The following is a 22,373-nucleotide window of genomic DNA, read 5'->3' as shown; positions in this document are numbered from 1 at the left end:
ACGGTCAGTGCGGTGGGTAGCTGGAGAGGATGCGGGTCACCGTCGTGCGAATCGCGTTATTACGATCCTGGGGGTTGGGCGTGCTGCTCATCATCTGTTCATCACTGCCGCGCCACACCAGCTTGCCGTCCTTGCCGTCGAGCAGGTCGATCTGGATGGTCGCCACCTTGTAGGTGATGTTGCGTGTTTCGTTGTACATCGGCGCGCCCCAATAGCCGTTCCACGGGCCACCCCAGGCGCCGCCATAGTTGGTGGTGACTTGTTGCTGGCGGTCTTCGACGATCAGGTAGGCCTGCACGTTCAGGTCAGCCCGGGTGCCTGCGGCTGCCGGGCGCAGGCCGCGCTGGTCAAGCTGTTCACCCACGGCCTGGCGGATGCGTTGTTCGGTGAGGTCGCTCTTGATCCGCGGATCATCGGGGCGGTATTGCAGCGCCGGGTCTTTCCAGGCCCAGTTGCGGTAGGCGCCGAAGTCGCGGCTGGCATCAAAATCGTGGTTGACCTGGCTGGTCTGGCAACCGCCCAGCAGCACAACAAAAGCTAGCGTAGCGATACGACGAAACATGGTTGATCTCCAACAAGGGACCGGGCTTTAGATGAGAATAGCTGTTAACTCGGAGGATAGGCGGTCATCGCCTTCTGCACGGCCTGGCGCAACGCATCCGCACGCTCGCTGAGGCTGCCCTGGCTGCCGGTTTCCGCGCTGGCACTCCACACCGGCTGGCCGCTGCGGGCGTCGAACAGATTAACCCGCACCACCACCACTTGAACTTCATAGGTGCGCACGATCGGCACCGAGTTGTACATGCCGTAGCCCGGGCCGTAGCGGTTATAGCCGCCGTATCCGTAGCCGTAATCGTCCTGGACCTGCTTGAGACGCTTCTCCAGGCGTACATCGGCGCTCACCAGCAGGTCCGCCGGGCGGTTGTCGTGCAAGGGCCGCAGGCCGCGCTGGTCGAGGGCACCGCTGACCGCTTCGGCGACCTGCGCCGAGTCCGCCCAGGCCGTGCCGGCCGGGAGCTGGCCGTTGCGCCAGGCCCAATTGCGGTAGGCGCCATAGTCGCGCACCGGTGCCGGGTAGGCGCTGGCGTCGAAGGTCGTGGCCGCCTGCGCGGGCGCCGGTGGCATGGGCGCAGAAGCCGCCACATAAGGGTTGGGGCTGGAGCAGGCGCCCAGCCCGAGGGATAACAGGATCAAACAGAGACGACGCATTTCGACCTCCGCAGACTGGGCCGCTTATACCGGACGGCAGATCCAGTGCAAATAACGCCCAAGTCCGGCAAAGCTTGGGTGACGACGGTGAGCGAGCTCCATCTCTACAAGGTCCTTCAAGTCGGCGCGGGCCTGGAATTCCACCGGCATATAGTCGTGGAATACCCGCACGCCACTTTGGCTTTCGACCTGCCAAAGCCCTTCGAGTTGCGCCGCCAATTCCCGCGGGTCGAGGGGCTGTTGTGGGGTCAGGCTCTGCTTTTCGCCGGCCATGTCGTTCTTGCGCATCTTGCGGAAATGGCCTTTGAGCAGGTTGCGATAAATCAGTGCATCGCGGTTGTAGAACGCCAGCGACAGCCAGCCACCGGGCAGCGTCAGCTGATGCAGCACCGGCAGGATCCCGTGGGGTTCGGCCAGCCATTCCAGCACGGCGTGGCAAAGCACCAGGTCGTAGGGCTCGGTGAGCTGGCCGAGCAAGTCTTGCCACGGCGCGTGGATAAAGGTGGCGTCCTGCCCGGCCTCGGCGAAGCGTTGGCGCGCGCCCTCGAGCATCGGCTCGGCGGGTTCGGCCAGGGTCACCTGATGGCCGCGTTCGGCCAGCCACAGCGACATATGCCCCAGGCCCGCGCCGATATCCAGCACGCGTAACGGGCGCTCCGGCAGGGCCTCAGCCAGGTCGGCCTGGAGCACTGCCAGGCGAATCGCGCCTTTTGCGCCGCCGTAGATTTTCTCGGCGAAGCGCGTGGCCAACTGGTCGAAATGCCGGTCACTCATGGGCAAACCGCCGCTCGCTGTCGGCCAGTTTGGCGCGCACCACCTCGTTCATGTCCAGGCCCAGCTCGCTGCACAGCAACAGCAGGTACAGCACGATATCGCCCACTTCCTGGCCGGCGTGGGCAAGTTTGTCGGCGGGTAACTGGCGGGACTGGTCTTCGGTGAGCCACTGGAAGATTTCCACCAGTTCGGCCATTTCCACGCTGGCGGCCATGGCCAGGTTCTTCGGGCTGTGGAATGGCTTCCAGTCGTTGGTATCGCGGATGCGGTGCAGACGTTCGGTGAGGTGTTCGAGGTTCATGGGGGGCTCCTGAATGGGTATAGCTTCAGGGGGATGGAGAGTGAAGGCAAGTGAATAGCGGCGGTGCGACGATTCGACTTGCCCCCTGATGAGGCCCTAATCCACCACGCTGAATTCGAGCCGGGCGGTCTGGCCGGCTTCGTCGAGGACGCTGAGTTGGTAGCGGCCCAAGCGCTCGAAACTGGCATTGATGCTGTCCTGGTTGGCACTGTCGCCCAGGGGGGCGCCGTTGAGGAACCACCAGCGCCGGCCGCTGCCGCCCAGGGCGGAAAGCTTGAGGCGCAGGGTTTGCTGGCTGGCGGCGGGCAGGCGCAGTTGGTCGCCTTCGCGCACGCCGACAATCGACAGCGGCGAAGACGCCGCCAGCGCCGGTGGCGGGCAATCGGGGTCGGCGGCGGGAATCCGCGCTTCACGGCGCTCGATCCTGGGCAACCATGGCTCCAGGGGCGCGGGCCACAAGGCGATATTTTTAGACACAGCGCCAGGGCAATGGGCATCCACCCTCAAGCCCTTGGCGTTGACCCAGACGCTTTCCATCAAGCCCACACTCAACGGCTGATCCAGCGCCTGCAAGGTCGGCGGCGTGGTGTTGTCCAGGGTCCAGGCAAAGCGCTGGCGGCGGCAATTCGGATCGCTGCGGTTCATGGGCTGGCCCAGCGGCCAACAGATCGCCGCCACGCCGACATTGGTCGGCACCGCCACCACCTGCGCGCTGATGCCGCGCTGGCTGTCGCGATTGGTCAGCACGTCATGCACCTGCAACATCAGCGGCGCCGCCGAGGCCAAACCGAACTGCCCCGGCACCGGCGTGCCGTCCGGGCGACCGATCCACACACCGATCAAATAGCGCGGCCCCACGCCAATCGCCCAGGCATCGCGAAAACCGTAGCTGGTCCCGGTTTTCCAGGCCAGGACCGGGCGCTGCACCAGCTCGGCACGCGGGTCGCGATCAGGCCGCGCCTGGCCACTGAGGATGCGCCGAATAATCCAGGCGGACCCTGGCGACAGCAAGGGCCGCTCTCTCAGCGTATCGTCCGGCTGTAATCGAAGGGTGGCGCTCCTGCCGTCGCGGGCAAAGGCGCTGTAGCCGCTGACCAGATCCTCCAGGCGGCTGCCCGCGCCGCCGAGGATCAGCGCCAGGTTGGGCTCGGCCAACGCCGGCAGGGCCAATGGCACGCCGCCGATGCGCATCTGCGCGGCAAACCGCTTGGGCCCGTAGGCTTCCAGCAACTGCACCGCCGGCAGGTTCAGCGAACTGGACAGCGCCGTGCTCGCCGGCACTGCGCCGGTAAAGCCCATGGAAAAGTTGCCCGGGCGATAATCACCATAACGCCGGGGCACATCCTGCAGCAGCGATTCGGAGTGAATCAGGCCCTCGTCCAGGGCCATGCCATACAGGAACGGCTTCAAGGTAGAGCCCGGCGAACGCAGCGCGCTGATCATGTCCACATGGCCAAAGCGCTTAGCGTCGTTGATGTCCACTGACCCCAGGTAAGCGCGCACGGCCATGTTTTCTTCTTCCACCACCAGGATCGCGGCCGAGGTGTATTCCGGCAACCGCGCACGCCAGCCCAACAACAGGTCTTCAAGACGGCGTTGCAGGGTGGCATCCAGCGTGGTGCGAATCAGCGGCGGGCTGCCCGGACGGTTAAGGCGGCGGGCAAGCAGCGGTGCCAGGCTCGGCTCCAGGCGCGGGGCGAGCAGCAACGGCTCCTGCAGCGCTTCGTCGACGGCCGCTTGTGGCCACACCTGGAACTCGGCGAGGCGGCGCAGTACTTTGTCGCGGGCCTCCTGGGCGCGCTGCGGGTGGCGATCCGGGCGCAGGCGGCTCGGCGCCTGGGGCAATACCGCGAGCAAAGCGGCTTCGGCGTGGGTCAGTTGCGCCGGGGACTTGCCCAGGTACGCCCAACTGGCGGCCGCCACGCCCTGCAACGTGCCGCCGAACGGTGCGCGGTTCAGGTACAGGTTGAGAATCTGTTCCTTGGACAGGTGCCACTCCAACTGCGCCGTGCGCCACAGTTGGCGCAACTTGCCGTGGAAGGTCCGCGAGTGAGGATCCAGCAGACGCGCCACCTGCATCGACAACGTACTGCCACCCGACACCACCCGCGCGCCCGTCAGGTTCTGCCACGTCGCCCGCACCAGCGCCAACGGGTTAACACCGGGATGCTGATAGAACCAGCGGTCTTCGTAGGTGAGCAGTGCATCGAGGTAATACGGCGACACTTCGCTGGTTTGCACCGGGTAACGCCACACACCGTTGGCATCGGCAAACCGCCACAACGGCGTGCCATCCTCGGCCAGCACTACCCGCGCCAGGTCGTCCCTGGGCAACGGCAACGGCCAGATACGATCGGCCAGCCACAGCAGGGCAATCATCAAGACCAGGCTCGCCAGGGTCCAGCGGACAAGTAAACGCAAATTCAAGCGGGCAAACCTCTATGCTTGTAGGGAACTAGCCTGTTGCAATAACAACCAAAGGCACAGATACGCCCACCTTCTTATCAGGACACACATATGCAGGTAGAAAGCTTTTTCGAATGGTTGGGCCAGGCGCTCGGTTCCGTCATCCGCTTTATCGTCGACGGGCTCAGCGGATTGTTCGGAGCCTTGACCCACGCCGGCGGCAACTTTGTCGAAGGCCTGTCACGCACATTGGGCATGGACACCTCGATCATCAGCATCCTCACCCTGATCGTCGGCCTGCTGTTTCTGTACTCAGCCGTACGCGCCTTCATGCGCGCTTCGATCATCTTCGGGGTGATCTGGCTGATACTTGGCCTGTGGCTGCTCAGTTGGGTCGTCCACTGAACCCAAAAACACCCAGCCACTGTAGGAGCGAGCTTGCTCGCGAAGGACGTCAACGATAACGCTGACATCCGGAATAAACGCGGTGCCCTTGCGTTCTTCGCGGGCAAGCCCGCTCCTACAGTGATCAACCGTCAAATTTCAGCGTCCCTTGATCACCAGATCCGCCGGCGTCTCCCCCACCGCCTGCCAGTTCGGCCGATACATCGACTCCACCTGCGGCGGTGGCACGCGGTAAGTGCCCGGTGTCACGGCACGGGCCAGGTACAGCAAGTGCGTGGTGCCATCGCCGTCAAGGTTGATGGCCGCCACGTAACGGTCATCACGAAACTCCTGATGCTTGAGCGCCGCGTTCTGCATCGACTCACGCCACTCCTTCACCTGGCTGCTGGCGTTTTCCAGGCTGGCGGCACTTTGTGCCAGGTTCTGGTTTTCCAGCTCCAAGCCAGCAGGCAACAGATCGACCACCAAGGCATCCGGCACGCGCTGCCTGGCGCTCACGGCCAGGTGCACCAGCACCAGGTCGCCGCTATTGAGGTTGCGCAGGTTCAGCGGTTGGCCATTCATGCCCAGGTATTCCCGGCGGATGCTCAGGTTGTCGCCACCCGGTGCCGGTGGCACCTGGGGATAACCCGAGATCGTCAGTTGCTGGTAGACCGGCACATCGCCCTGATTGGTCAGGTTCAGATCGCCAGAAAGCAGCTTGCCTTCCAGGTCCAGCGTCGACTGTTGATTGTTCAGCTCATGTTCCCCACCGCTGCCATTGAGCAGGACCTTCCAGGCAGACTCGGGCTGGGCGAACCCCAGGCGCCCGGCCAGGAACAGCGAATTGCGCTCCTGGGTCGACAGGTACGGGCTGGCCGCCAACTGATCGGACAGGCTAAACAAGCGCTCCTCACGCTTGCCCTTGGCCAAGTCGTTTTCTTCCAGCAATGCCAGGATCATCGCCTGATCGCGCAGCGGGCTGCCGTAGTCGGCCAGCCATTCCTTGGCGCTGCGTTGCGCTGCCAGGCCGGCCAGCAAGGCTTGATCCGCACGGGGCTGGTCACCCATCTTCTGTAATGCGATGGACAACTGCACCAACGGCAACCCGGAACGCGCGTCGCTGCGTCGCTCGAAAATACTGCGCAGCGCCCCCAACGGCGCCTGCTGACTGCGCGCCAGTACCATGCCGGCGTAGGCCTGCACGGCAAAGCGCGTGTGGTCAGCGTTGTCGCTGTAGTCGACTTCGATCAGGTTGCGCTCCTGCACATAGCGCAGCAGGCGCTCGCTGGCTTTTTTCAGCGCTTCGGGTGGTACAGCGAAGCCCTGGTCACGGGCACGCAACAGGAAGTCGGTGACATAAGCCGTCAGCCAATATTCCTCTTCGCCATCGGCGCCCCACAAACCGAAGCTGCCGTTGTAGCGCTGCATGCCCAGCAGGCGTTCGATGCCCAGCTCGATCTTGCGTTTGCGCTCGGCATCCGGCTCGCCCTTGATGCTCAAACGCTTGAGCAGCGCGTCGTCGGCGTACAGCGACGGGTACAGACCACTGGCGGTCTGCTCCAGGCACCCATACGGGTAGGCCTTGAGCGCCGAGATCTGCGCACCCAGGTTCAGCGGCGGCCGGCTCGACAGGCTCAGCAGCGCCTCACGCCCAGAGGCATCGAATTGATCCAATGCGCCGGCGGGCAAGCTCCACGGCTCGCCCTTGAGCACCGCGCGGTAATGCTTGAGCAACGCCGGGTAGGCCGGGCGCACGCCCAGGGTCCATTCGCGGCTGAACGGCGGCAGGTTCTCACCGGGCAGGTCCAGGCCATTGACCGTGACCTTCACCTTGCCTTGACCCAAGCCACCCCAGGCTTTCACCGGGATACGCAGGGTGGTGCGCTGGCCTTGCTTGAGCTCGACGCTTTGCGCGCCGCTGTTGACCAGCTCCAATTGCCCTTCGGCACTCAGTTGCAGATCGAGTTTCTGCGCCTTGCCCGACAGGTTGGACAGGTCCAGGGCCAACGTCGTCTGGTCACCGCCGGCGAGGAAGCGCGGTGCCGATAGCTCGGCCACCAGCGGCGCGGCGATCAAGGTCTTGCCTTCGGCCATGCCGTAGCGGTCATCGCTCCAGGCCTGGGCCATCAGGCGCAATTCGCCGTTGAAGTCGGGGATGTTGACGCTGACTTCACCCTCGCCCTGCTCATTCAAGGTCACCGGTGCGCTTTGCAGGGCGACGATGGTCACACTGGTGTCCGGACGCTTGCCGCCCTTGGCCAGCGCGGCGTCGCCCCCAAAGGCCAGGCTGGCCAGGCGGCCCTGCCCGGCTTCGATCAACTGGCCGTAGATATCGAACTGGTCCACGCCATAGGCCTTGCGGCCGAACAGGCTGGAGTACGGGTCCGGCGTCGGATATTCGGTGATATTGAGGATGCCCACGTCCACCGCCGCCACCAGCACGTGCACCTGTTTCGGCACGCTGCCATCGGCGTTTTTGGCGTCGACCTTCACCGTCAGCGGTTGTTTGGGGCGCATTTTTTCCGGCGCGGCCAGGGTCACGCCAAGCTTGCGCTGGGTGCGATCCAGCGGCAGATGCAGCAGGCCTACCGCGCGCTTGGGAGTGATATTGGCTTTGCGCTCGCCGGGACGAACCACCAGGGCGCTGACGTACAGGTCATGGCGCGACCATTTCGGATCAAGCTTCACGGCAAAGCTTTTACCTTCGGCCGGCACGTCGATTTCCTGCCACCACAGCGGCCCTTCGGCGGATTCCACCAGCAGGTAGCCTTTACCGGCAGCCGGCGGCGTGACCGTGACGTTGGCGGTGTCGCCGTCGCCATAGGCGGGTTTATCCAGCGCCAGCTTGACCTGATCGGGCCGCACGGCGCCGCCTTCGGTGTTGTCCTGGGCCTGGTAGCCGGCCCAGAAGCGCAGGCTGCTGACCAGGCCGGTCTGCGGGTCTTCGACCTCGACGCGGTACGGGCCCCACTCCACCTGGAAGCTGACCTTGGCAGTATCGCCGGCCTTGATGCTCAGGGTCTGTTCATCGAGGTTTAGGAATTTCTCGTTGTAGTGATAGCTCCAGCCATCGCTGTCGGAGTAGTTCCAGTAGTAGTCACGGCGCTCGCGTACCAGGCGGACCTTGAGGTTTTGCGCGGCGAGTTTCTGCCCGTCCTGGTTGGCCAGCAGCACTTCGAATTCCGCCGGGCCGTCGCCATTGGTTTCCTTGCCGTCAAACAGGCCACGCAGGCCCGGCAGTTGCTCGGCCGGCCAGATCGGCTGCACCAGGCGCCGGGTGATCGGCCGTCCGCCCGACTCGTGCAGGCTGGCTTGCACGATCAGTTGCAGGGGAGATTTGGCCTCCGCCCATTTGCTTTCCAGGGTCAGTTCTTCCTGGCCCTTGGCGTCGAGCACGCTTTCGTCCAGCTCGAAGTCCTGGCTCAGTTCCTCTTCGGTGACGGATCCGAATTGATAGCCCGGCAGCGACTTGACCGCTTCGCGCAGGGGGCGCACATAGACTTGCCCGCTGACGCGGTTGCCCGACGCCGGCGCACCGTAGAGGTAGCGACCGTTGACCTTGATCACCGGGTTATCCGCCGGGCTCAATGCCGTGTCGCTGCCCCTGAGTTCCAGCGCCAGGCGCTCGGGCAGGAAGTCTTCGACGAGGAACTCATACAGCTGCGGCTTGCCATCGCCCAGGTCGAACACCAACTGCCAGCGGCCGGTCGGTGCTTCGCCGGCCAGTTGCAGTTGATATTGGTAGAGGCCCGAGGCATCGGCATCCCAGACAAACTTGCGGCTCACCTGTTCGTCCGGGCGACGCACTTCGACGCTCACCGGTTGCGGCTTGACCGCGTTGCCGTCCTTGTCCCGCAGCAGGGCGTTGAGCAGCACGGTTTCGCCGGGGCGATACAGGTCGCGCGGGCCGAACACAAAGAATTGCAACGGATGGGAAGGTTGGCCGCCGATATCGAACTCGGCCAGATCCAGCGCGGCACTGTCCAGGCGCAGCAGACTGGTCTGCTCACCCTGTTTGGCCAGCAGCACCTGGGCCTTTTTCGGCAACGGCAACTCAGCGTGGCCGCCCTTCTCGGTCTTGCCCTGGCCCAGCACACGGCCGTCGGCATCGAGCACTTCAAGGTCGACGCCATCCAACGCCTTGCCACCTTCCAGCGCCTGGGTAAACACATCCAGGCGATTGGCGTAGCGGTGCACCGACAGGCCGATATCGCTCAAGGTAAACAGCGTGGCCGGTTGCGAATAGTTGTAGGTGCCCGAAGCGCGCATCACCGCCAGGTACACGCCCGGTTGCTGCAATTGCTTGAGGCCGGCGATCGGCAGCAGCAGGGTTTCACGGGTATTGCGCGCCGGGTTCAGGTCGAAACGGCCGCCGTAGACCAGGTCGGCCAGCGGCAGCAGTTCGCGGGATTCATAACTTTGCAGGCTGGTATTGCGCCCCCACTGTGCCAGGAACGACGGCAGGGATTCGGGCTTGATCCGGAAGAATTCAACGTCGATCTTGTCGACGTTCAGCGCGATCACCGGCAGGCCTTCGGCCAGGCGCGTCGGCAACAATGTGCCACGGCTGGCGAAGCCGACGGTGGCTTGCAGGTCACGGGTTTCCAGGCGCGCGATGTACTCGGCGGCGAGCGTGTTGGCGTTGACCGCCTTCACCCCGGCATCCACCGTCAGCACCAGTTTGCGCTGGGGCTCCAGGTGGCGCAGGCGCAGTTCCATCAGGTTATCGGACAGCTCCCAGGCGCCATCGACCTTGCCGGACTTGCTGTCGACCAGATGGAGTTTGTCGGCAAACTTCTGCTCCGGATCCAACGGAATGGAAAAACTCACCGACAAGGTGCTGGCCCCGTCCAACTGCACCTCGGACACGTCCACCACACTCAACTCACGCCCGGCATAGCGCTGCTTCAGCGCCGCCACATCCACCGCCGCCTTGGCCGGTTTCGGCGCTGCCGCCACGGTGGGCGCAGGCGGTGCTGCCGGTTTATCGGAAGAATCGCAGGCGCTCAGCAGGGCCAGCGCGCAGGCCAGGAACAATCCTTTGTTAAGCATGGGGCACTCGTAGTCAGAGGGAACCGAGGGGTGAACTATATATCAGCGCCGGCCAAGCCGATGTGGCGCTGGTCACATTGACCGACGGAGGGTGAGTTGGTTCTCAACGGTCTCAAGTCCCAGCCAAATCCCACGGACATTGGGCCCCATGCCACATTGACCCTGTTGCGTTGCCAATGGCCGGTTACAATGCCGCTCCCCCAAGGAGCCTGCATGTCCACCTTACTCACCGACTGGCGCGACCGCCCTACCCATCGCCGCGTATGGGCTTTGGCTGCGCCGATGATCCTGTCGAACATTTCGGTGCCGCTGGTGGCGTTGGTCGACAGCATGGTCATCGGCCACCTGCCCCACGCCCACCAACTGGGCGCCGTGGCCGTCGGTGCCAGCTTGTATACCTTCCTCGCCTGGGCCATGGGTTTTCTGCGCATGGGTTCCACCGGTTTCGCCGCCCAGGCCGCCGGGCGCAAGGACGGTGCGGCACTGCGGCAAATCCTGCTGCAAGGCTTGCTGCTGGCGCTGGGGTTGGCGATGGTGCTGGGGACCGTCGGCATTCCGCTGAGCCATCTGGCCCTGGAATGGATGCAGCCTTCCCCCGAACTCAATCAACTGACCCGCGAGTTCTTCCATACCCGTCTGTTCGGCCTCCCCGCCGCCCTGGCCAGCTACGCGCTGGTGGGCTGGTTCCTCGGCACGCAAAACGCCCGGGCGCCATTGGCAATCCTGTTGACCACCAACCTGGTCAACATCGCCCTGAACCTGTGGTTTGTACTGGGCCTGGACTGGGGCGTGGTCGGCTCGGCCCGCGCATCGGTGATCGCCGAATGGACCGGCGCCCTCCTCGGCCTTGCCCTCACGCAAAAAGCCCTGCGCGCCTACCCCGGGCATATCGCCTGGGCCGCGTTGAAACGGTGGCAAAGCTGGCGCCCGTTGCTGGCGGTGAACCGCGACATCTTTATCCGCAGCCTGGCGCTGCAGTCGGTGTTTTTCATGATCACCGTGCAAGGCGCGCGATTGGGGGATGCGACCGTGGCCGCCAACGCCCTGCTGCTCAACGGCCTGCTGCTGACGGCCCATGCACTGGACGGTCTGGCCCACGCAGTCGAGGCCCTGTGCGGCCACGCCATCGGCGCCCGCGACCGCCACTCACTGCGCCGTTCATTGGTAGTTGCAGGTGGGTGGTCGCTGATCGCAAGCGTCGGTTTCGCGCTGTTATTCACGGTTGCCGGGCACCTGTTTATCGCCATGCAGACCGACATCCCCAGCGTGCGCGACACCGCCGATATCTACCTGCCGTATCTGGCGCTGCTGCCGTTGATTGCGGTGGGGAGTTACCTGCTGGACGGCCTGTTTATCGGTGCCACCCGTGCACGGGAAATGCGCAATGGGATGCTGCTGACGTTATTGCTAACACTGCCGTTTGCCTGGGCGTTGCAAGGCTTGGGCAATCACGGACTGTGGATCACTTTCCTGCTGTTCATGACGTTGCGCAGCCTGACCTTGGGCGTCATCGCCTGGCGGCTCAAACGCCAGGACCAATGGTTCAACTGACCCTACCTGTTAGTTCTGACAGGTTACAAACCGACATTCCAAGCGTTGAATGGTCAGGGATCTACCCTTTCATATATGCATGGAGAGTCGGATATGAACATCACAAAAACCCTGTGGGTTGCTGCGATCTGCACATTGGCAACCCTAGTCGGATGCACCAATGGGCAAGGGCCCAACAACATCGCCGGGATACAACGGATCGAAAACAAAACAGCGTTCGCACTCGTGGTAGCGCAAGGGACTGAGATGCATCAGCTTGCCCCCGCAACGTCGATTGACCTGGAAATAAACAGCGCAAATATCACAATAATGCGTGTTAACAGCGTGGGAACTATTGACCGAATAGTCATGAGATACAACCCAGGCCGGTGCGCAGTCGCACATTGCCTCGAACTCAATTGACCTGAGCCAACGCCTTGTCAGCTCACCGCCCGGCGGTGGACTCGATAAACCCCGTCACCCGATCCAGCACCGGCGCCAGCCAGCGCAACGGCTTGGCGATGGACGCGACCACTGTCGCGTGGCGGGTTCGGGTGAAATAAAACACCTCGACCGGCCCCCCCCGCTTCCCGCAGTTTTTTCGCCAACCCACCCGTGTTGCGGGTGGGGTTGACGAGCGTGTCATCGGTCGAGGCAATCAACAGGCTTGGCGGTGCATCATGGCTGACATGGTTGATCGGCTGCGACTCCGGCGGTGAGTCGGGGAAGAAGAACACCGGGCGCACGTCCTGGTTTTCAATCGGCAAGAAGTCATAAGGCCCGGCCAGGCCGATCCAGCCTTTGAAGATCGACGGCGCCAAGCCCACTGCCTTGAGCCAACGCCCATCCAGCGCGAGCATCGCGGCGTTATAGGCGCCAGAGCTATGGCCCATCACGTAAAGCTGCTTGGGATCTGCACCGTATTCAGCGCTGTGGTTGACCGCCCACGCAACGGCCTGGGCGCCATCCTGGAGAAACGCGGGGTAACGCACCTGCGGGTACAGCCAGTAATCGGCGATCACCGCCACAAAACCTCAGCAATAGCAGTGTTCCAAATGTGGGGTGGGCATGCCCCCGATGGCCATAGGTATCTACACAACTCTTAAAGGCTGACACATAACTCTGTGGTGAGCGGGCTTGTCGAATCGTCGCACCGCCCCTTCCACAGTTGGATGTGTGTCAGCTCAGCTTACGAGGACAAGTACGACGACCGCGTCAACCCAAGGCGCAAGGCATCAAGGAACTGGGTACGTTCCGACGCGGAGATCTTCGCGCTCGCACACTTGTCACGGTAGTGCGTCATCAACTCCTCCGGCGACAAGTGCACATAGCGCAGCATGTCTTCGATGGTGTCGTGGGTCTCGATCCCGGCGCTGTACACCGAACCGTCTTCGCGCTGGTAGATGTTCACCGAGTCGGTGTCACCGAACAGGTTGTGCATGTCGCCAAGGATTTCCTGGTAGGCGCCGACCAGGAAGATGCCCAGCAGGTAGTCTTCGCCTTCGTTCAAGGCGTGCACCGGCAAGCTGGTCTCGATGCTCTGCTCGTCGACGTATTGCTTGATCTTGCCGTCGGAGTCGCAGGTCAGGTCTTGCAGCACGGCGCGGCGCAGCGGCTCTTCGTCGAGGCGGTGCAGCGGCAGGATCGGCAATACCTGGCCGATGGCCCAGGTGTCCGGCAGGCTCTGGAACACCGAGAAGTTGCAGATGTACTTGTCGGCCAGCTTGTCGTTGAGTTCGTCCAGCACCTGGCGGTGCGAGCGCTGGCGGGCTTTCAGCGAGTTGTGCAGGCGGCGGCACACGGCGAAGTAGCACTGTTCGGCCAGGGCTTTTTCGGCCAGGGTCAGTTTGCCGTCGGCGTACTGGGTGGCCACGTCGCTCATGTAGTGGGTGGCGCGCCAGTAGGTTTCGGTGACCATCTCGATGTCGGTCGGGCCCAGCAGGTCTACCAGCCACTGCACGGTTTCCGGCAGGCTTTCCTTGTTTTCGATGGTCGGGATTTCGTCGTTGTGTTTCTCGACGTCGGTCACCTGCACCACCAGCATGGCGTGGTGCGCGGTCAGGGAGCGGCCACTTTCAGAGAAGATATTCGGGTGCGGCAGGCTCTGCGCGTCGCAGAATTCCTTGAGCATGCCCACGACCACACCGGCGTAGTCGTCCATGTCGTAGTTGATCGAGCTGGCGTTACGCGAGTGAGTACCGTCGTAGTCCACGCCCAGGCCACCGCCGACGTCGATGTGATCCACCGGCAGGCCGAGGTTGCGCAGTTCGCCGTAGTAACGAATGGCTTCCTTGAACCCGTGCTGGTAGTCGGCCAAGTTGGCGATCTGCGAACCCATGTGGAAGTGCAGCAGGCGGATGCCCTGGTCCAGGCCCGCCGCGCGGAAGCGCTCGACCACCGACAGCAGTTGCGCCGCCGACAACCCGAACTTGGACTTCTCGCCACCGGTGTCCGCCCACTTGCTCGACGCCAGGGAAGACAGGCGCACGCGCAGGCCCACCTGTGGCTTGACTTTGAGGCTGGCGGCCTCTTCGATCACCAGTTCAACCTCGGATTCTTTCTCGATCACGATAAATACGTTGTGGCCGAGCTTCTGGCCCATCAGCGCCAGGCGGATGAACTCGCGGTCCTTGTAACCGTTGCAGACGATGGTGCCGCCCTTCGGCGCCAGGGCCAGCACGGCCAGCAGCTCAGGCTTGGAGCCGGCTTCGAGGCCGATGGAAACATTCTGGGTGGCGATGATGTTCTCGATCACCGCTTCCTGCTGGTTCACCTTGATCGGGTACAGTGCGGTGTACTTGCTCTGGTACTCCAGGCGCTCGATGTTGGCATCGAAAGCGCCGGTCAGCTGGCGTACACGGTCTTGCAGGATGTCGGGAAAACGCACCAGCAGCGGCAGGGAAAGGCCGCTCTTGCGCAGCTCGTCCACTTGCTCGTAGAGGTCGACGGGTGTGCTGTTCGGGCCGTTCGGACGGACTTCAACGCGACCGGCATCATTGATCGCGAAATACCCGGCCCCCCAATGGCGAATCCCGTAAACACTGCGGCTGTCCGCAACTGTCCATTGGCTGCCATCGTCTTTGCGTGTGCGTCGTACGGACATCGAAGTCCCCTATAAATGAAGGCGAAGGCGCCACCTCTCGTTCGAGGCTGGCGCAGTCTAAAGAATGAAAATGACGATTTGCCTGTAAGCAAGGTAGACCCCACTCGCAGGACAGAGTTTAGACACAGGTTGGGAAGAGGCTTTCAGCCGCCGGACTTCTTGGCCTTGTAACCTAGCCTGATCAGCTCGGCCAACAGCAGTTCGACGTGATCGCCCTGGATCTCGATGACACCGTCTTTCAACGCGCCACCGGTGCCACAGCGCTTTTTCAGCGTGGTGGCCAGTGCCTTGAGCGGCTCTTCGGCCAACGGCACGCCGGTGATGGTGGTCACCGTCTTGCCGCCACGGCCTTTGCTTTCGCGGCGCACGCGGGCAATACCGTCGCCTTCGGGGATCAGGGTCTGTTTGCAGGTACACGAATCCACGGGCTGACGACAGTCCGGGCAGTGTCGACCTGCGTCGGTGGAAAATACCAGGCCGCCGAGGGCGGCGAAGGATGCGGCTTTTTTGGCCACCGGCAATCCTCTCGGGAGGACAAAGACTGATCGGCCTCCGCTAAGGGACGACCGACCGCGAAGCCCCACTCAGGCAGGGGCAGCGCTACCGAGCCGCCAAGGCTGATCCCCACCTGTAGGAGCGAGCTTGCTCGCGAAAATCGTCAACGATGAAGCGTGCATTCCGAATGCACGCGGCGTTCTTGAGTTTTTCGCGAGCAAGCTCGCTCCTACAGTGATCCCAGGGTGAAACAATGGCGGTTCGGGTGAAAAGTCGCGCAGTGTAACGGCAAAAAGCCCACTTGCTAAGAGCCAAATGGCGCCAATTTATGCAGCTTTAGCGACGCGAGGCCAGATAGCGCCGCAAGCCCTCCTGGGCGTCCGGGCAGTAAGGCTTGTGCTCGGCTTCCTGGAGGACCGTTTCTACGGGCAAAAAGCGCGCCTCCATGACTTCTTCAGGCTGCAGGCGCAATGGCCCATCCCAGATCGCCGAGTAGGATTTGCACCAGAGCCGACTCTCGCCATCCTCAAAGTAGAAATGGTCATGCTCGGTCAGTTCCACCCCGCCAACACCCAGTTCCTCTTCCAGCTCGCGGGCCGCAGATAACGCGTAGGACTCTCCCGCCGCGACCATCCCGCCCGCCGCCGTATCCCAGAACCCCGGGTACAGGGCCTTGCTCAGGGTGCGCCGATGCACGCACAGCTCACCCTTGGAATTGAACAGGAAGATAAAGGTGCAACGGCCGATCAAGCCGCGCTGGCGCAAATCGGACCTGACGAGGTGGCCGAGCAGGTTGTCCCGCTCGTCGACCCAGCAGATCAGTTCGGCATCAGAGGCCGCACGGTGCGCGGCCTCGTTTTGAGCTGCGTCCATCATCAACCCTGGTTGAGCAGTTGACGCAAATCGATCACCGCCGCGTTGGCCCGGGAAATGTAATTGGCCATGACCAGCGAATGGTTAGCCAGCACGCCGAAACCGCTGCCGTTGAGGATCATCGGGCTCCAAACCGGCTCTTGCGAAGCCTCCAGCTCACGAATGATCTGGCGCACGCTGACGGTGGCGTTTTTCTTGGCCAGCACGTCGGCAAAGTCGACTTCGATGGCACGCAACAGGTGGGACAGCGCCCAGGCCTGGCCACGGGCCTCGTAGAACACGTTATCGATCTGCATCCAAGGGGTTTCCACCACTTCTTCGTCGACCTGCGGCACTTCACCCGGCGCCAGGGCTTCGGTTTTCAGTGCGGTGTTCAATTTGACCCGGCCCACGCTGGCCGACAGGCGTTGCGACAGCGAGCCCAGGCGGGTGGCCACATCGCCCAGCCAGTTGTTCAGGTTGTCGGCGCGGGCATAGAACAAGGCGCCACGCTGATTCGGGTCGGACAGGCGTGCTTCATAGCGGTTCAGGGAGTTGATGCCCTCCTGGTACTCCGACTCACTGGACGGCAGCACCCAGCTCTTGTTGTCGAAGTTGAAACGCGGCTCGGCCTTGGCCAGATCGGCGTCTTCGGCCGACTGCGACTGGGAGCGGGCGAAGTCTTTACGCAAGGCGCGGGTCAGGTCGCGCACCTGCACCAGCACGCCGTATTCCCAGCTGGGCATGTTGTCCATCCACAGGCCCGGCGGGAAACGGTCGTTGGAAATATAGCCACCGGGCTTGTTCAACAACGTGCCAACCACGGTCTTGAGGGTTTCGACGGTGGTATAGCCCACCACCATCTGCTTGCCTTCCTTCTCGGCGGCAAGTTGCGCGTTCTGCTGGACCGGGAACAGCGCCGGCTCTTCGCTCCAGTACCAGCCCAGGGCGCCGGTGACCAACAGATACAGGCCGAGCACGCTGAGCACGGCTCGGCTCATCAGCAAGGTACGAAAATAGCTGCGGTTGGCCGACTTGGGCTCAGGGGCAGGGCCTTTGGCACTGCCCGCACGGTTTTTCCAGTCCAGCATGGCGATATCCTTTCAATCACTTGAGTTCATGCACTTGAATTGAGGGCGTGCGTTCAAACACTCCGACCACAACCCTACCCCATCGTGCCCGCCCATGCGGGGCTTTTCACCAAACGTGCATACGGCAAGCATTCGACTATAAAGGATGCACGCTTTTTAAGCTGCGCGACCGTCAGGTCACCAACTGAATATCAGGGACACACAGTTAATTGACATATGACACTCATCCCATTGGAAAGAGGTGCTAGCATAGAGCCATCAGTTCGACCTCAGCATGCACCCTCACTAGTAGTCAGGATATGACCGAGCCAGAAGACCCCAGCCGTGAGCGTCTCAAGCAGCATTTTGCCCAGCGGGTAATTCATCAGGCACGTCAAATTCTTGAGATCTGGCAGCGCCTGCAACGCAGCGAATGGTCAGGCGCCGACCTCTCCGAACTCAGCGAGGCCAACCTGCGCCTGCAACGCTTCGCCGAGCGCTTCGAACAACCCGAACACGGCCAACTGGCCCGGCACATCGGCGAATCGCTCAAGGCCGTCGACGAAAACCGCGGACGCCTGAGCAGCCACCTGATCACCGAACTCAACCGCTTGATGCAGCGCCTGTCCCGCACCGGCCTGCGCCAGGGCGACCAGCTGGAACAAACCTTCCTGCCGCCGATGCGCAAGCCGATCTACGTGATGCTGGCCGATCACGACCGCGCCGAGCGCCTGGCCAAGCAGCTGGAATTCTTTGGCATGAGCGCCCAATCCCTGGACAGCGTCGCGGCGTTTCGCGCGTCCCTGGCCGAGCGCCTGCCGTCGGCGATCGTGATGGACGTGGATTTCTGCGGCGCCGGCCTGGGCCTCAAGCTCGCCGCCGAAGCCCAGGAAGGCCTGGAGCATAAACTGCCGCTGTTGTTTTTCAGCCTGCACGAAACCGACACCCCCACTCGCCTCGCCGCCGTGCGCGCCGGCGGCCAGGAATTCCTCACCGGCACGCTGGAAGCCTCCAGCCTGCTGGAAAAGATCGAAGTGCTGACCTGTGTCGCCCAGTACGAACCGTACAAAGTCCTGATCATCGATGACTCGCGGGCCCAGGCGCTGCACACAGAGCGGCTGCTCAACAGTGCCGGCATCGTCACCCGCACCTTGATCGAGCCGATCCAGGCCATGGCCGAGCTGGCAGACTTCCAGCCCGACCTGATCATCCTCGACATGTACATGCCGGCCTGTACCGGCACCGAACTGGCCAAGGTCATTCGCCACAATGACCGTTACGTCAGTGTGCCGATCATCTACCTGTCGGCCGAAGACGACCTGGACAAGCAGCTGGACGCCATGAGCGAAGGCGGCGACGACTTCCTCACCAAACCGATCAAGCCGCGCCACCTGATCACCACGGTGCGCAACCGCGCCGCCCGTGCGCGCAACCTCAAGGCGCGGATGGTGCGCGACAGCCTGACCGGGTTGTACAACCACACCCATATCCTGCAATTGCTTGAAGACTGCAGTTTCCGCGCGCGCCGCGAGAACAAGCCGTTGAGCTTTGCCATGCTCGACATCGATCACTTCAAGCGGGTCAATGACAGCCACGGCCACCCCATGGGCGACCGCGTGATCAAGAGCCTGGCGCTGTTTCTCAAGCAACGCCTGCGCAAGACCGACTACATCGGCCGCTACGGCGGTGAAGAATTCGCCATCGTGATGCCCGACACCGACCTGGAATCGGCCTGCAAGGTACTGGATGAAATTCGTGGGCGCTTTGCCGAGATTCACTACCCGGCGCAGCCGCAGGATTTGTGGTGCACCTTCAGCGCCGGGGTGGTGGAGCTGTGTGACGGCTCCGACAGCCTGATGATGGCCGCCCAGGCCGACGAGGCGCTGTACCGCGCCAAGGATGCCGGGCGTAACCGCGTGCAAGCGGCGCGCACGTCAAAGCAAAGTGCCACCTTTTCACCAGAATCCACTGATTCCGTCATAACCCTGTAATGAAAACGCAATAACTTCAGGCACTTACCTTTTGCTGTCGGTTGATACCCCGCATGCGCCTGAAGCTGCTGACCAATCTCAATACCCTCCTGCTGGTGGCCGTGTGCCTGGCACTTGGAGCGACGCTGTGGTGGTCGCAACGGGCGCTGGAACGGCCTTATTTGCTGATGGAGCGCTACCTCGGCCTGTCACAGACCTTCCAGAACCAGGCCGCACGCAATATCGACGACTATCTGGGCAGCGGTGATGCATTGCGCTTGAGCAGCGCCAGCCAGAGCCTGGAAAGCCTGTTGCAGCACCTGGATGAACTGCCCGCCGACCTCGCGCAGAACCTGCGCCCCAGCCTTGCGGACCTGAATGCCTTCAGCAAGACCGACCTGCTGGCGGCCGGTAAGTTGGCAGGTGACCCACAAGCCCTGTTGCTGCAGGCCGAGCGGGAGCTGGGCGCCAACCTGGAGCAGTTGAGCCAGTACGCCAAGGGCGTCAACAGCGCCGAGGCCGCGCGCTACCTGCCGCCGCTGCTGGCGGCCTCACAGCACCTGGGCAAGCTGTCCCTGGCTCGCGACAAACTGGTGAGCAGCGGCCGCGCGGAACTGGCGGACGATGTGGAACGCGAAGTCAGCAATATGCGCAGCCAGGCCGACCTGCTGGAGCAACTGCCATTACTCGGGGTAAAGGCCAGCGCAGAATCCAACACCGATGACTTTTCGGCCTTGATGGGCCTGGAAAACAGCGCAAAAACCGAAGCCCAGGACACCGGCGTCGACCTCAAGCGCGAACTCAACGGCCTGCTGGCCCGCTACCCCGCCGAACTCAAGCGCACCCGCACACAGATCCAGCAACGCGCCGACCTGGCCGCTGCCACCCATTTGAAAATCGCCGCCGTTCAACAGGCCATCGCCGGCCTGGAGCCGGTGGTGCGCGCGCAACACGGCAAGATCCAGGGCGAAGTGCGGCTGATGCAAGGGGTGATGATCGGCCTGATTCTGCTGATCGCCCTGTTGATCGACACCCTGCAGCGGCGCCTGGCGCGGGTGCTGACCAACCTGGCCCCCGCCTTGTCGACCTGGGGCGAGGGCAACTTCAGCCAACCGATCACCTTGGGCAAGACCAACCGCGAACTGCGCGACATCGAAGCGTCCCTCAACCGTTTACGCGCCTATCTGGTGGATCTGGTGGGTACCATCCGTGGCAATGCCGAAGAAGTGGCCGGCAGCAGCCGCGCCCTGGCCGAACTGAGCAGTGGCCTGCACGACGGCGCCGAGCGCCAGGCCGGGGATACTGCGCAGATTCGTGACTCCCTGGGCGAACTGGAAGCCACCATCCAGCAAGTCGCCGGTGATGCCAGCCAGGCGGCCGGCGCCAGTCGCAGCGCGGGCCAGGCGGTCGAGCAAGGCCAGCGCGTGATCGGCCTGAGCCTGACCGGCCTGCACGCGCTGGTGGGTGAAGTGCAGCAAAATGCGCAGATGATCGAAAAACTTGCCGAGGAGTCCGCCACCATTGGCGGCGTATTGACCGTGATTCGCTCGATTGCCGACCAGACCAACCTGCTGGCGCTCAACGCCGCCATCGAAGCCGCACGCGCCGGTGAGGCCGGGCGCGGCTTTGCCGTAGTCGCTGACGAAGTGCGCACCCTGGCCCAACGCACCGCTGGCGCCACCGCCGAAATCCAGGGCTTGATCACCGGCCTGCAAACCGCTGCGCACCAATCGGTGCAGGGCATGCGCGCCCAGGTTGAACACGCCGAGGCTACCGCCCAGCAAGCCCAGGCTGCGGATGGCGCGCTGGATGAAATCGTCGGCGCGATCCAGACCATTTCCGACACCGCCGTGCGGATTGCCGATGTAACGGCGCAGCAAAGTGGCGCCGTGAGTGAGATTCGCGACAACAGCGAGCGGATTCATCAGCTCGGCGAGGATAATTTGCTGCGCATCGGCCAGGGCCGCAGCCAGGGTGAGCATTTGCTGGTGCTGGGTGGGCAGCTCAATACGGCTGTGCAGGCGTTCCGTGTCTGACCGACCCCATGAAGATCCAAAATCAAATGAAGATCAAAATGTGGGAGGGGGCTTGCTCCCTCCCACATTTGATCTCCACGGGATTCAAGGGCGTATTACCCATGACCGGATCCCGACCCCCAGTCACAAATTTTGCGCAATCCTCGCTAATCGTGCCGCCTACTGCATAGAACTGGACAGTCACAAAGGCTTTGCGGCATAGTCGCCGGGTTCTGCCTTGCCCACATCAATAACAAGGAACAGCCGATGGCGACCTTACTGGTTCTTCACGGACCCAACCTGAACCTGCTCGGCACCCGTGAACCGGGCGTCTACGGGGCAGTGACCCTCGATCAGATCAACCTTGACCTGGAACGACGGGCACGTGAAACCGGCCACCATTTGCTCTACCTGCAAAGCAATGCCGAGTATGAATTGATTGATCGCATCCATGCCGCCCGTGGCGAAGGCGTGGACTTTATCCTGATCAATCCCGCCGCTTTTACGCACACAAGCGTTGCATTACGTGACGCGCTGCTGGCGGTGAGCATCCCATTCATCGAAGTGCATTTATCGAACGTGCACAAACGCGAACCTTTCCGCCATCACTCCTACTTCTCCGACGTTGCGGTAGGAGTGATCTGCGGCCTTGGCGCCAGCGGTTACCGACTGGCCCTGGAGGCCGCCCTGGAACAGCTTGAAGAACAGGCCAAGCGCCCCTGACCGACCCTTGGGAGTTGATGATTCATGGATATCCGTAAAGTTAAGAAACTGATCGAACTGCTGGAAGAATCCGGTATCGACGAGCTGGAAATCAAGGAAGGCGAAGAGTCCGTACGGATCAGCCGCCACAGCAAGACCCCGGCCCAACAGTTCTACGCACCACAGATGCAAGCACCGGCACCGGCTGCTGCTCCGGCCGCCGCGCCTGCTGCTGCCGCCGCACCTGCCGCACCGGCAGCCCCTGCGCTGAACGGTTTCGTGGTCAAGTCGCCAATGGTCGGTACGTTCTACCGCACCCCGGCACCGACCTCGCCAGCCTTCGTTGAAGTAGGCAAGACCGTGAAAGTGGGCGACACCATCTGCATCGTTGAAGCGATGAAGATGATGAACCACATCACGGCCGAAAAAGCCGGCGTCATCGAATCCATCCTGGTAGAAAACGGTCAGCCGGTTGAGTACGACCAGCCGCTGTTCACCATCGTTTGA

At 62.8% G+C, this 22,373-nt stretch carries 16 protein-coding genes and 1 pseudogene; 6 read left to right on the top strand and 11 right to left on the bottom strand.

The genetic code is table 11. The features are described from left to right. Positions 1-4 precede the first annotated feature (4 nt). From BLW22_RS33480 to pbpC, 5 genes are all read right to left on the bottom strand, one after another. A complete protein-coding gene (locus BLW22_RS33480) occupies positions 5-562 on the bottom strand; it encodes a DUF4136 domain-containing protein (RefSeq protein WP_065925550.1) in 558 nt (185 codons plus the stop codon). A gap of 44 nt (positions 563-606) precedes the next feature. Continuing rightward, positions 607-1,209, bottom strand: coding sequence for a DUF4136 domain-containing protein (locus BLW22_RS33475; protein ID WP_027607983.1), 603 nt, complete (start codon positions 1,207-1,209; stop codon positions 607-609). Positions 1,210-1,233: 24 nt separating this feature from the next. Then, positions 1,234-1,983, bottom strand: a complete 750-nt coding sequence (locus BLW22_RS33470) for a methyltransferase (protein ID WP_027607984.1) — start codon at positions 1,981-1,983, stop codon at positions 1,234-1,236. Beyond that, on the bottom strand, positions 1,976-2,284 hold the full coding sequence (locus BLW22_RS33465; RefSeq protein WP_058423592.1) for a MazG-like family protein: 309 nt from the start codon (positions 2,282-2,284) through the stop codon (positions 1,976-1,978). Before BLW22_RS33465 ends, BLW22_RS33470 begins: the two co-directional genes overlap by 8 nt. 96 nt (positions 2,285-2,380) lie before the next feature. Further along, positions 2,381-4,711 carry a peptidoglycan glycosyltransferase PbpC gene (gene pbpC / locus BLW22_RS33460; protein ID WP_074848664.1) on the bottom strand — a complete coding sequence of 777 codons (2,331 nt, stop codon included), beginning with the start codon at positions 4,709-4,711 and terminating at the stop codon, positions 2,381-2,383. 90 nt (positions 4,712-4,801) lie between these two features. Here pbpC and BLW22_RS33455 point away from each other — a divergent pair, with 90 nt between their 5' ends. Further along, positions 4,802-5,095 (top strand): hypothetical protein, encoded by a 294-nt coding sequence (locus BLW22_RS33455; protein ID WP_027607987.1) that lies wholly within the window; start codon positions 4,802-4,804, stop codon positions 5,093-5,095. A gap of 138 nt (positions 5,096-5,233) precedes the next feature. Here the strand turns inward: BLW22_RS33455 and BLW22_RS33450 are convergent, their stop codons facing one another. Then, positions 5,234-10,129 carry an alpha-2-macroglobulin gene (locus tag BLW22_RS33450; protein WP_074848661.1) on the bottom strand — a complete coding sequence of 1,632 codons (4,896 nt, stop codon included), beginning with the start codon at positions 10,127-10,129 and terminating at the stop codon, positions 5,234-5,236. A gap of 213 nt (positions 10,130-10,342) precedes the next feature. Here BLW22_RS33450 and BLW22_RS33445 point away from each other — a divergent pair, with 213 nt between their 5' ends. Next, complete coding sequence (locus BLW22_RS33445; RefSeq protein WP_065925554.1) at positions 10,343-11,680, top strand: MATE family efflux transporter; 1,338 nt, start codon at positions 10,343-10,345, stop codon at positions 11,678-11,680. A gap of 424 nt (positions 11,681-12,104) precedes the next feature. Here the strand turns inward: BLW22_RS33445 and BLW22_RS33435 are convergent. From BLW22_RS33435 to BLW22_RS33415, 5 genes and pseudogenes are all read right to left on the bottom strand, one after another. Next, positions 12,105-12,693: pseudogene (locus BLW22_RS33435) on the bottom strand (alpha/beta hydrolase); the annotation flags it as partial. A gap of 155 nt (positions 12,694-12,848) precedes the next feature. Next, entirely contained in the window at positions 12,849-14,762 is a 1,914-nt protein-coding gene (speA, locus tag BLW22_RS33430) for an arginine decarboxylase (protein ID WP_065925556.1), read from the bottom strand. 143 nt (positions 14,763-14,905) lie between these two features. Further along, a complete protein-coding gene (locus BLW22_RS33425; RefSeq protein ID WP_027607992.1) occupies positions 14,906-15,277 on the bottom strand; it encodes a translation initiation factor Sui1 in 372 nt (123 codons plus the stop codon). 316 nt (positions 15,278-15,593) lie between these two features. Next, a complete protein-coding gene (locus tag BLW22_RS33420; RefSeq protein ID WP_065925557.1) occupies positions 15,594-16,130 on the bottom strand; it encodes an NUDIX hydrolase in 537 nt (178 codons plus the stop codon). 2 nt (positions 16,131-16,132) lie between these two features. Next, on the bottom strand, positions 16,133-17,110 hold the full coding sequence (locus tag BLW22_RS33415) for a DUF2333 family protein (RefSeq protein ID WP_370671257.1): 978 nt from the start codon (positions 17,108-17,110) through the stop codon (positions 16,133-16,135). Positions 17,111-17,499: 389 nt separating this feature from the next. On the opposite strand from BLW22_RS33415, the gene BLW22_RS33410 reads away from it, so the two are divergent. The 4 genes from BLW22_RS33410 (at position 17,500) to accB (ending at position 22,373) form a co-directional block, all read left to right on the top strand. Beyond that, on the top strand, positions 17,500-19,170 hold the full coding sequence (locus BLW22_RS33410; protein ID WP_074848656.1) for a response regulator: 1,671 nt from the start codon (positions 17,500-17,502) through the stop codon (positions 19,168-19,170). A 53-nt stretch (positions 19,171-19,223) separates the two neighbouring features. After that, positions 19,224-21,185, top strand: a complete 1,962-nt coding sequence (locus BLW22_RS33405; RefSeq protein WP_074848654.1) for a methyl-accepting chemotaxis protein — start codon at positions 19,224-19,226, stop codon at positions 21,183-21,185. A gap of 246 nt (positions 21,186-21,431) precedes the next feature. Further along, entirely contained in the window at positions 21,432-21,887 is a 456-nt protein-coding gene (aroQ, locus tag BLW22_RS33400) for a type II 3-dehydroquinate dehydratase (protein ID WP_065947165.1), read from the top strand. Positions 21,888-21,911: 24 nt separating this feature from the next. After that, positions 21,912-22,373, top strand: a complete 462-nt coding sequence (gene accB / locus BLW22_RS33395) for an acetyl-CoA carboxylase biotin carboxyl carrier protein (RefSeq protein WP_027607997.1) — start codon at positions 21,912-21,914, stop codon at positions 22,371-22,373.

The sequence above is a fragment of the Pseudomonas marginalis genome (assembly GCF_900105325.1).
Taxonomy (GTDB): domain Bacteria; phylum Pseudomonadota; class Gammaproteobacteria; order Pseudomonadales; family Pseudomonadaceae; genus Aquipseudomonas; species Aquipseudomonas marginalis.
Note: the sequence above shows the minus strand (reverse complement) of the source record. Positions and strands in the feature narration are given on the sequence as shown.

What these genes read in the sequence shown, in the direction of transcription:
- aroQ (WP_065947165.1), top strand. Translation starts at nt 21,432, where the DNA reads ATGGCGACCTTACTGGTTCTTCACGGACCCAACCTGAACCTGCTCGGC.
- BLW22_RS33410 (WP_074848656.1), top strand. Translation starts at nt 17,500, where the DNA reads ATGACCGAGCCAGAAGACCCCAGCCGTGAGCGTCTCAAGCAGCATTTT.
- BLW22_RS33415 (WP_370671257.1), bottom strand. Translation starts at nt 17,110, where the DNA reads ATGAGCCGAGCCGTGCTCAGCGTGCTCGGCCTGTATCTGTTGGTCACC.
- BLW22_RS33445 (WP_065925554.1), top strand. Translation starts at nt 10,343, where the DNA reads ATGTCCACCTTACTCACCGACTGGCGCGACCGCCCTACCCATCGCCGC.
- BLW22_RS33420 (WP_065925557.1), bottom strand. Translation starts at nt 16,130, where the DNA reads ATGGACGCAGCTCAAAACGAGGCCGCGCACCGTGCGGCCTCTGATGCC.
- BLW22_RS33475 (WP_027607983.1), bottom strand. Translation starts at nt 1,209, where the DNA reads ATGCGTCGTCTCTGTTTGATCCTGTTATCCCTCGGGCTGGGCGCCTGC.
- BLW22_RS33455 (WP_027607987.1), top strand. Translation starts at nt 4,802, where the DNA reads ATGCAGGTAGAAAGCTTTTTCGAATGGTTGGGCCAGGCGCTCGGTTCC.
- BLW22_RS33405 (WP_074848654.1), top strand. Translation starts at nt 19,224, where the DNA reads ATGCGCCTGAAGCTGCTGACCAATCTCAATACCCTCCTGCTGGTGGCC.
- BLW22_RS33465 (WP_058423592.1), bottom strand. Translation starts at nt 2,284, where the DNA reads ATGAACCTCGAACACCTCACCGAACGTCTGCACCGCATCCGCGATACC.
- accB (WP_027607997.1), top strand. Translation starts at nt 21,912, where the DNA reads ATGGATATCCGTAAAGTTAAGAAACTGATCGAACTGCTGGAAGAATCC.
- BLW22_RS33480 (WP_065925550.1), bottom strand. Translation starts at nt 562, where the DNA reads ATGTTTCGTCGTATCGCTACGCTAGCTTTTGTTGTGCTGCTGGGCGGT.
- BLW22_RS33470 (WP_027607984.1), bottom strand. Translation starts at nt 1,983, where the DNA reads ATGAGTGACCGGCATTTCGACCAGTTGGCCACGCGCTTCGCCGAGAAA.
- speA (WP_065925556.1), bottom strand. Translation starts at nt 14,762, where the DNA reads ATGTCCGTACGACGCACACGCAAAGACGATGGCAGCCAATGGACAGTT.
- BLW22_RS33450 (WP_074848661.1), bottom strand. Translation starts at nt 10,129, where the DNA reads ATGCTTAACAAAGGATTGTTCCTGGCCTGCGCGCTGGCCCTGCTGAGC.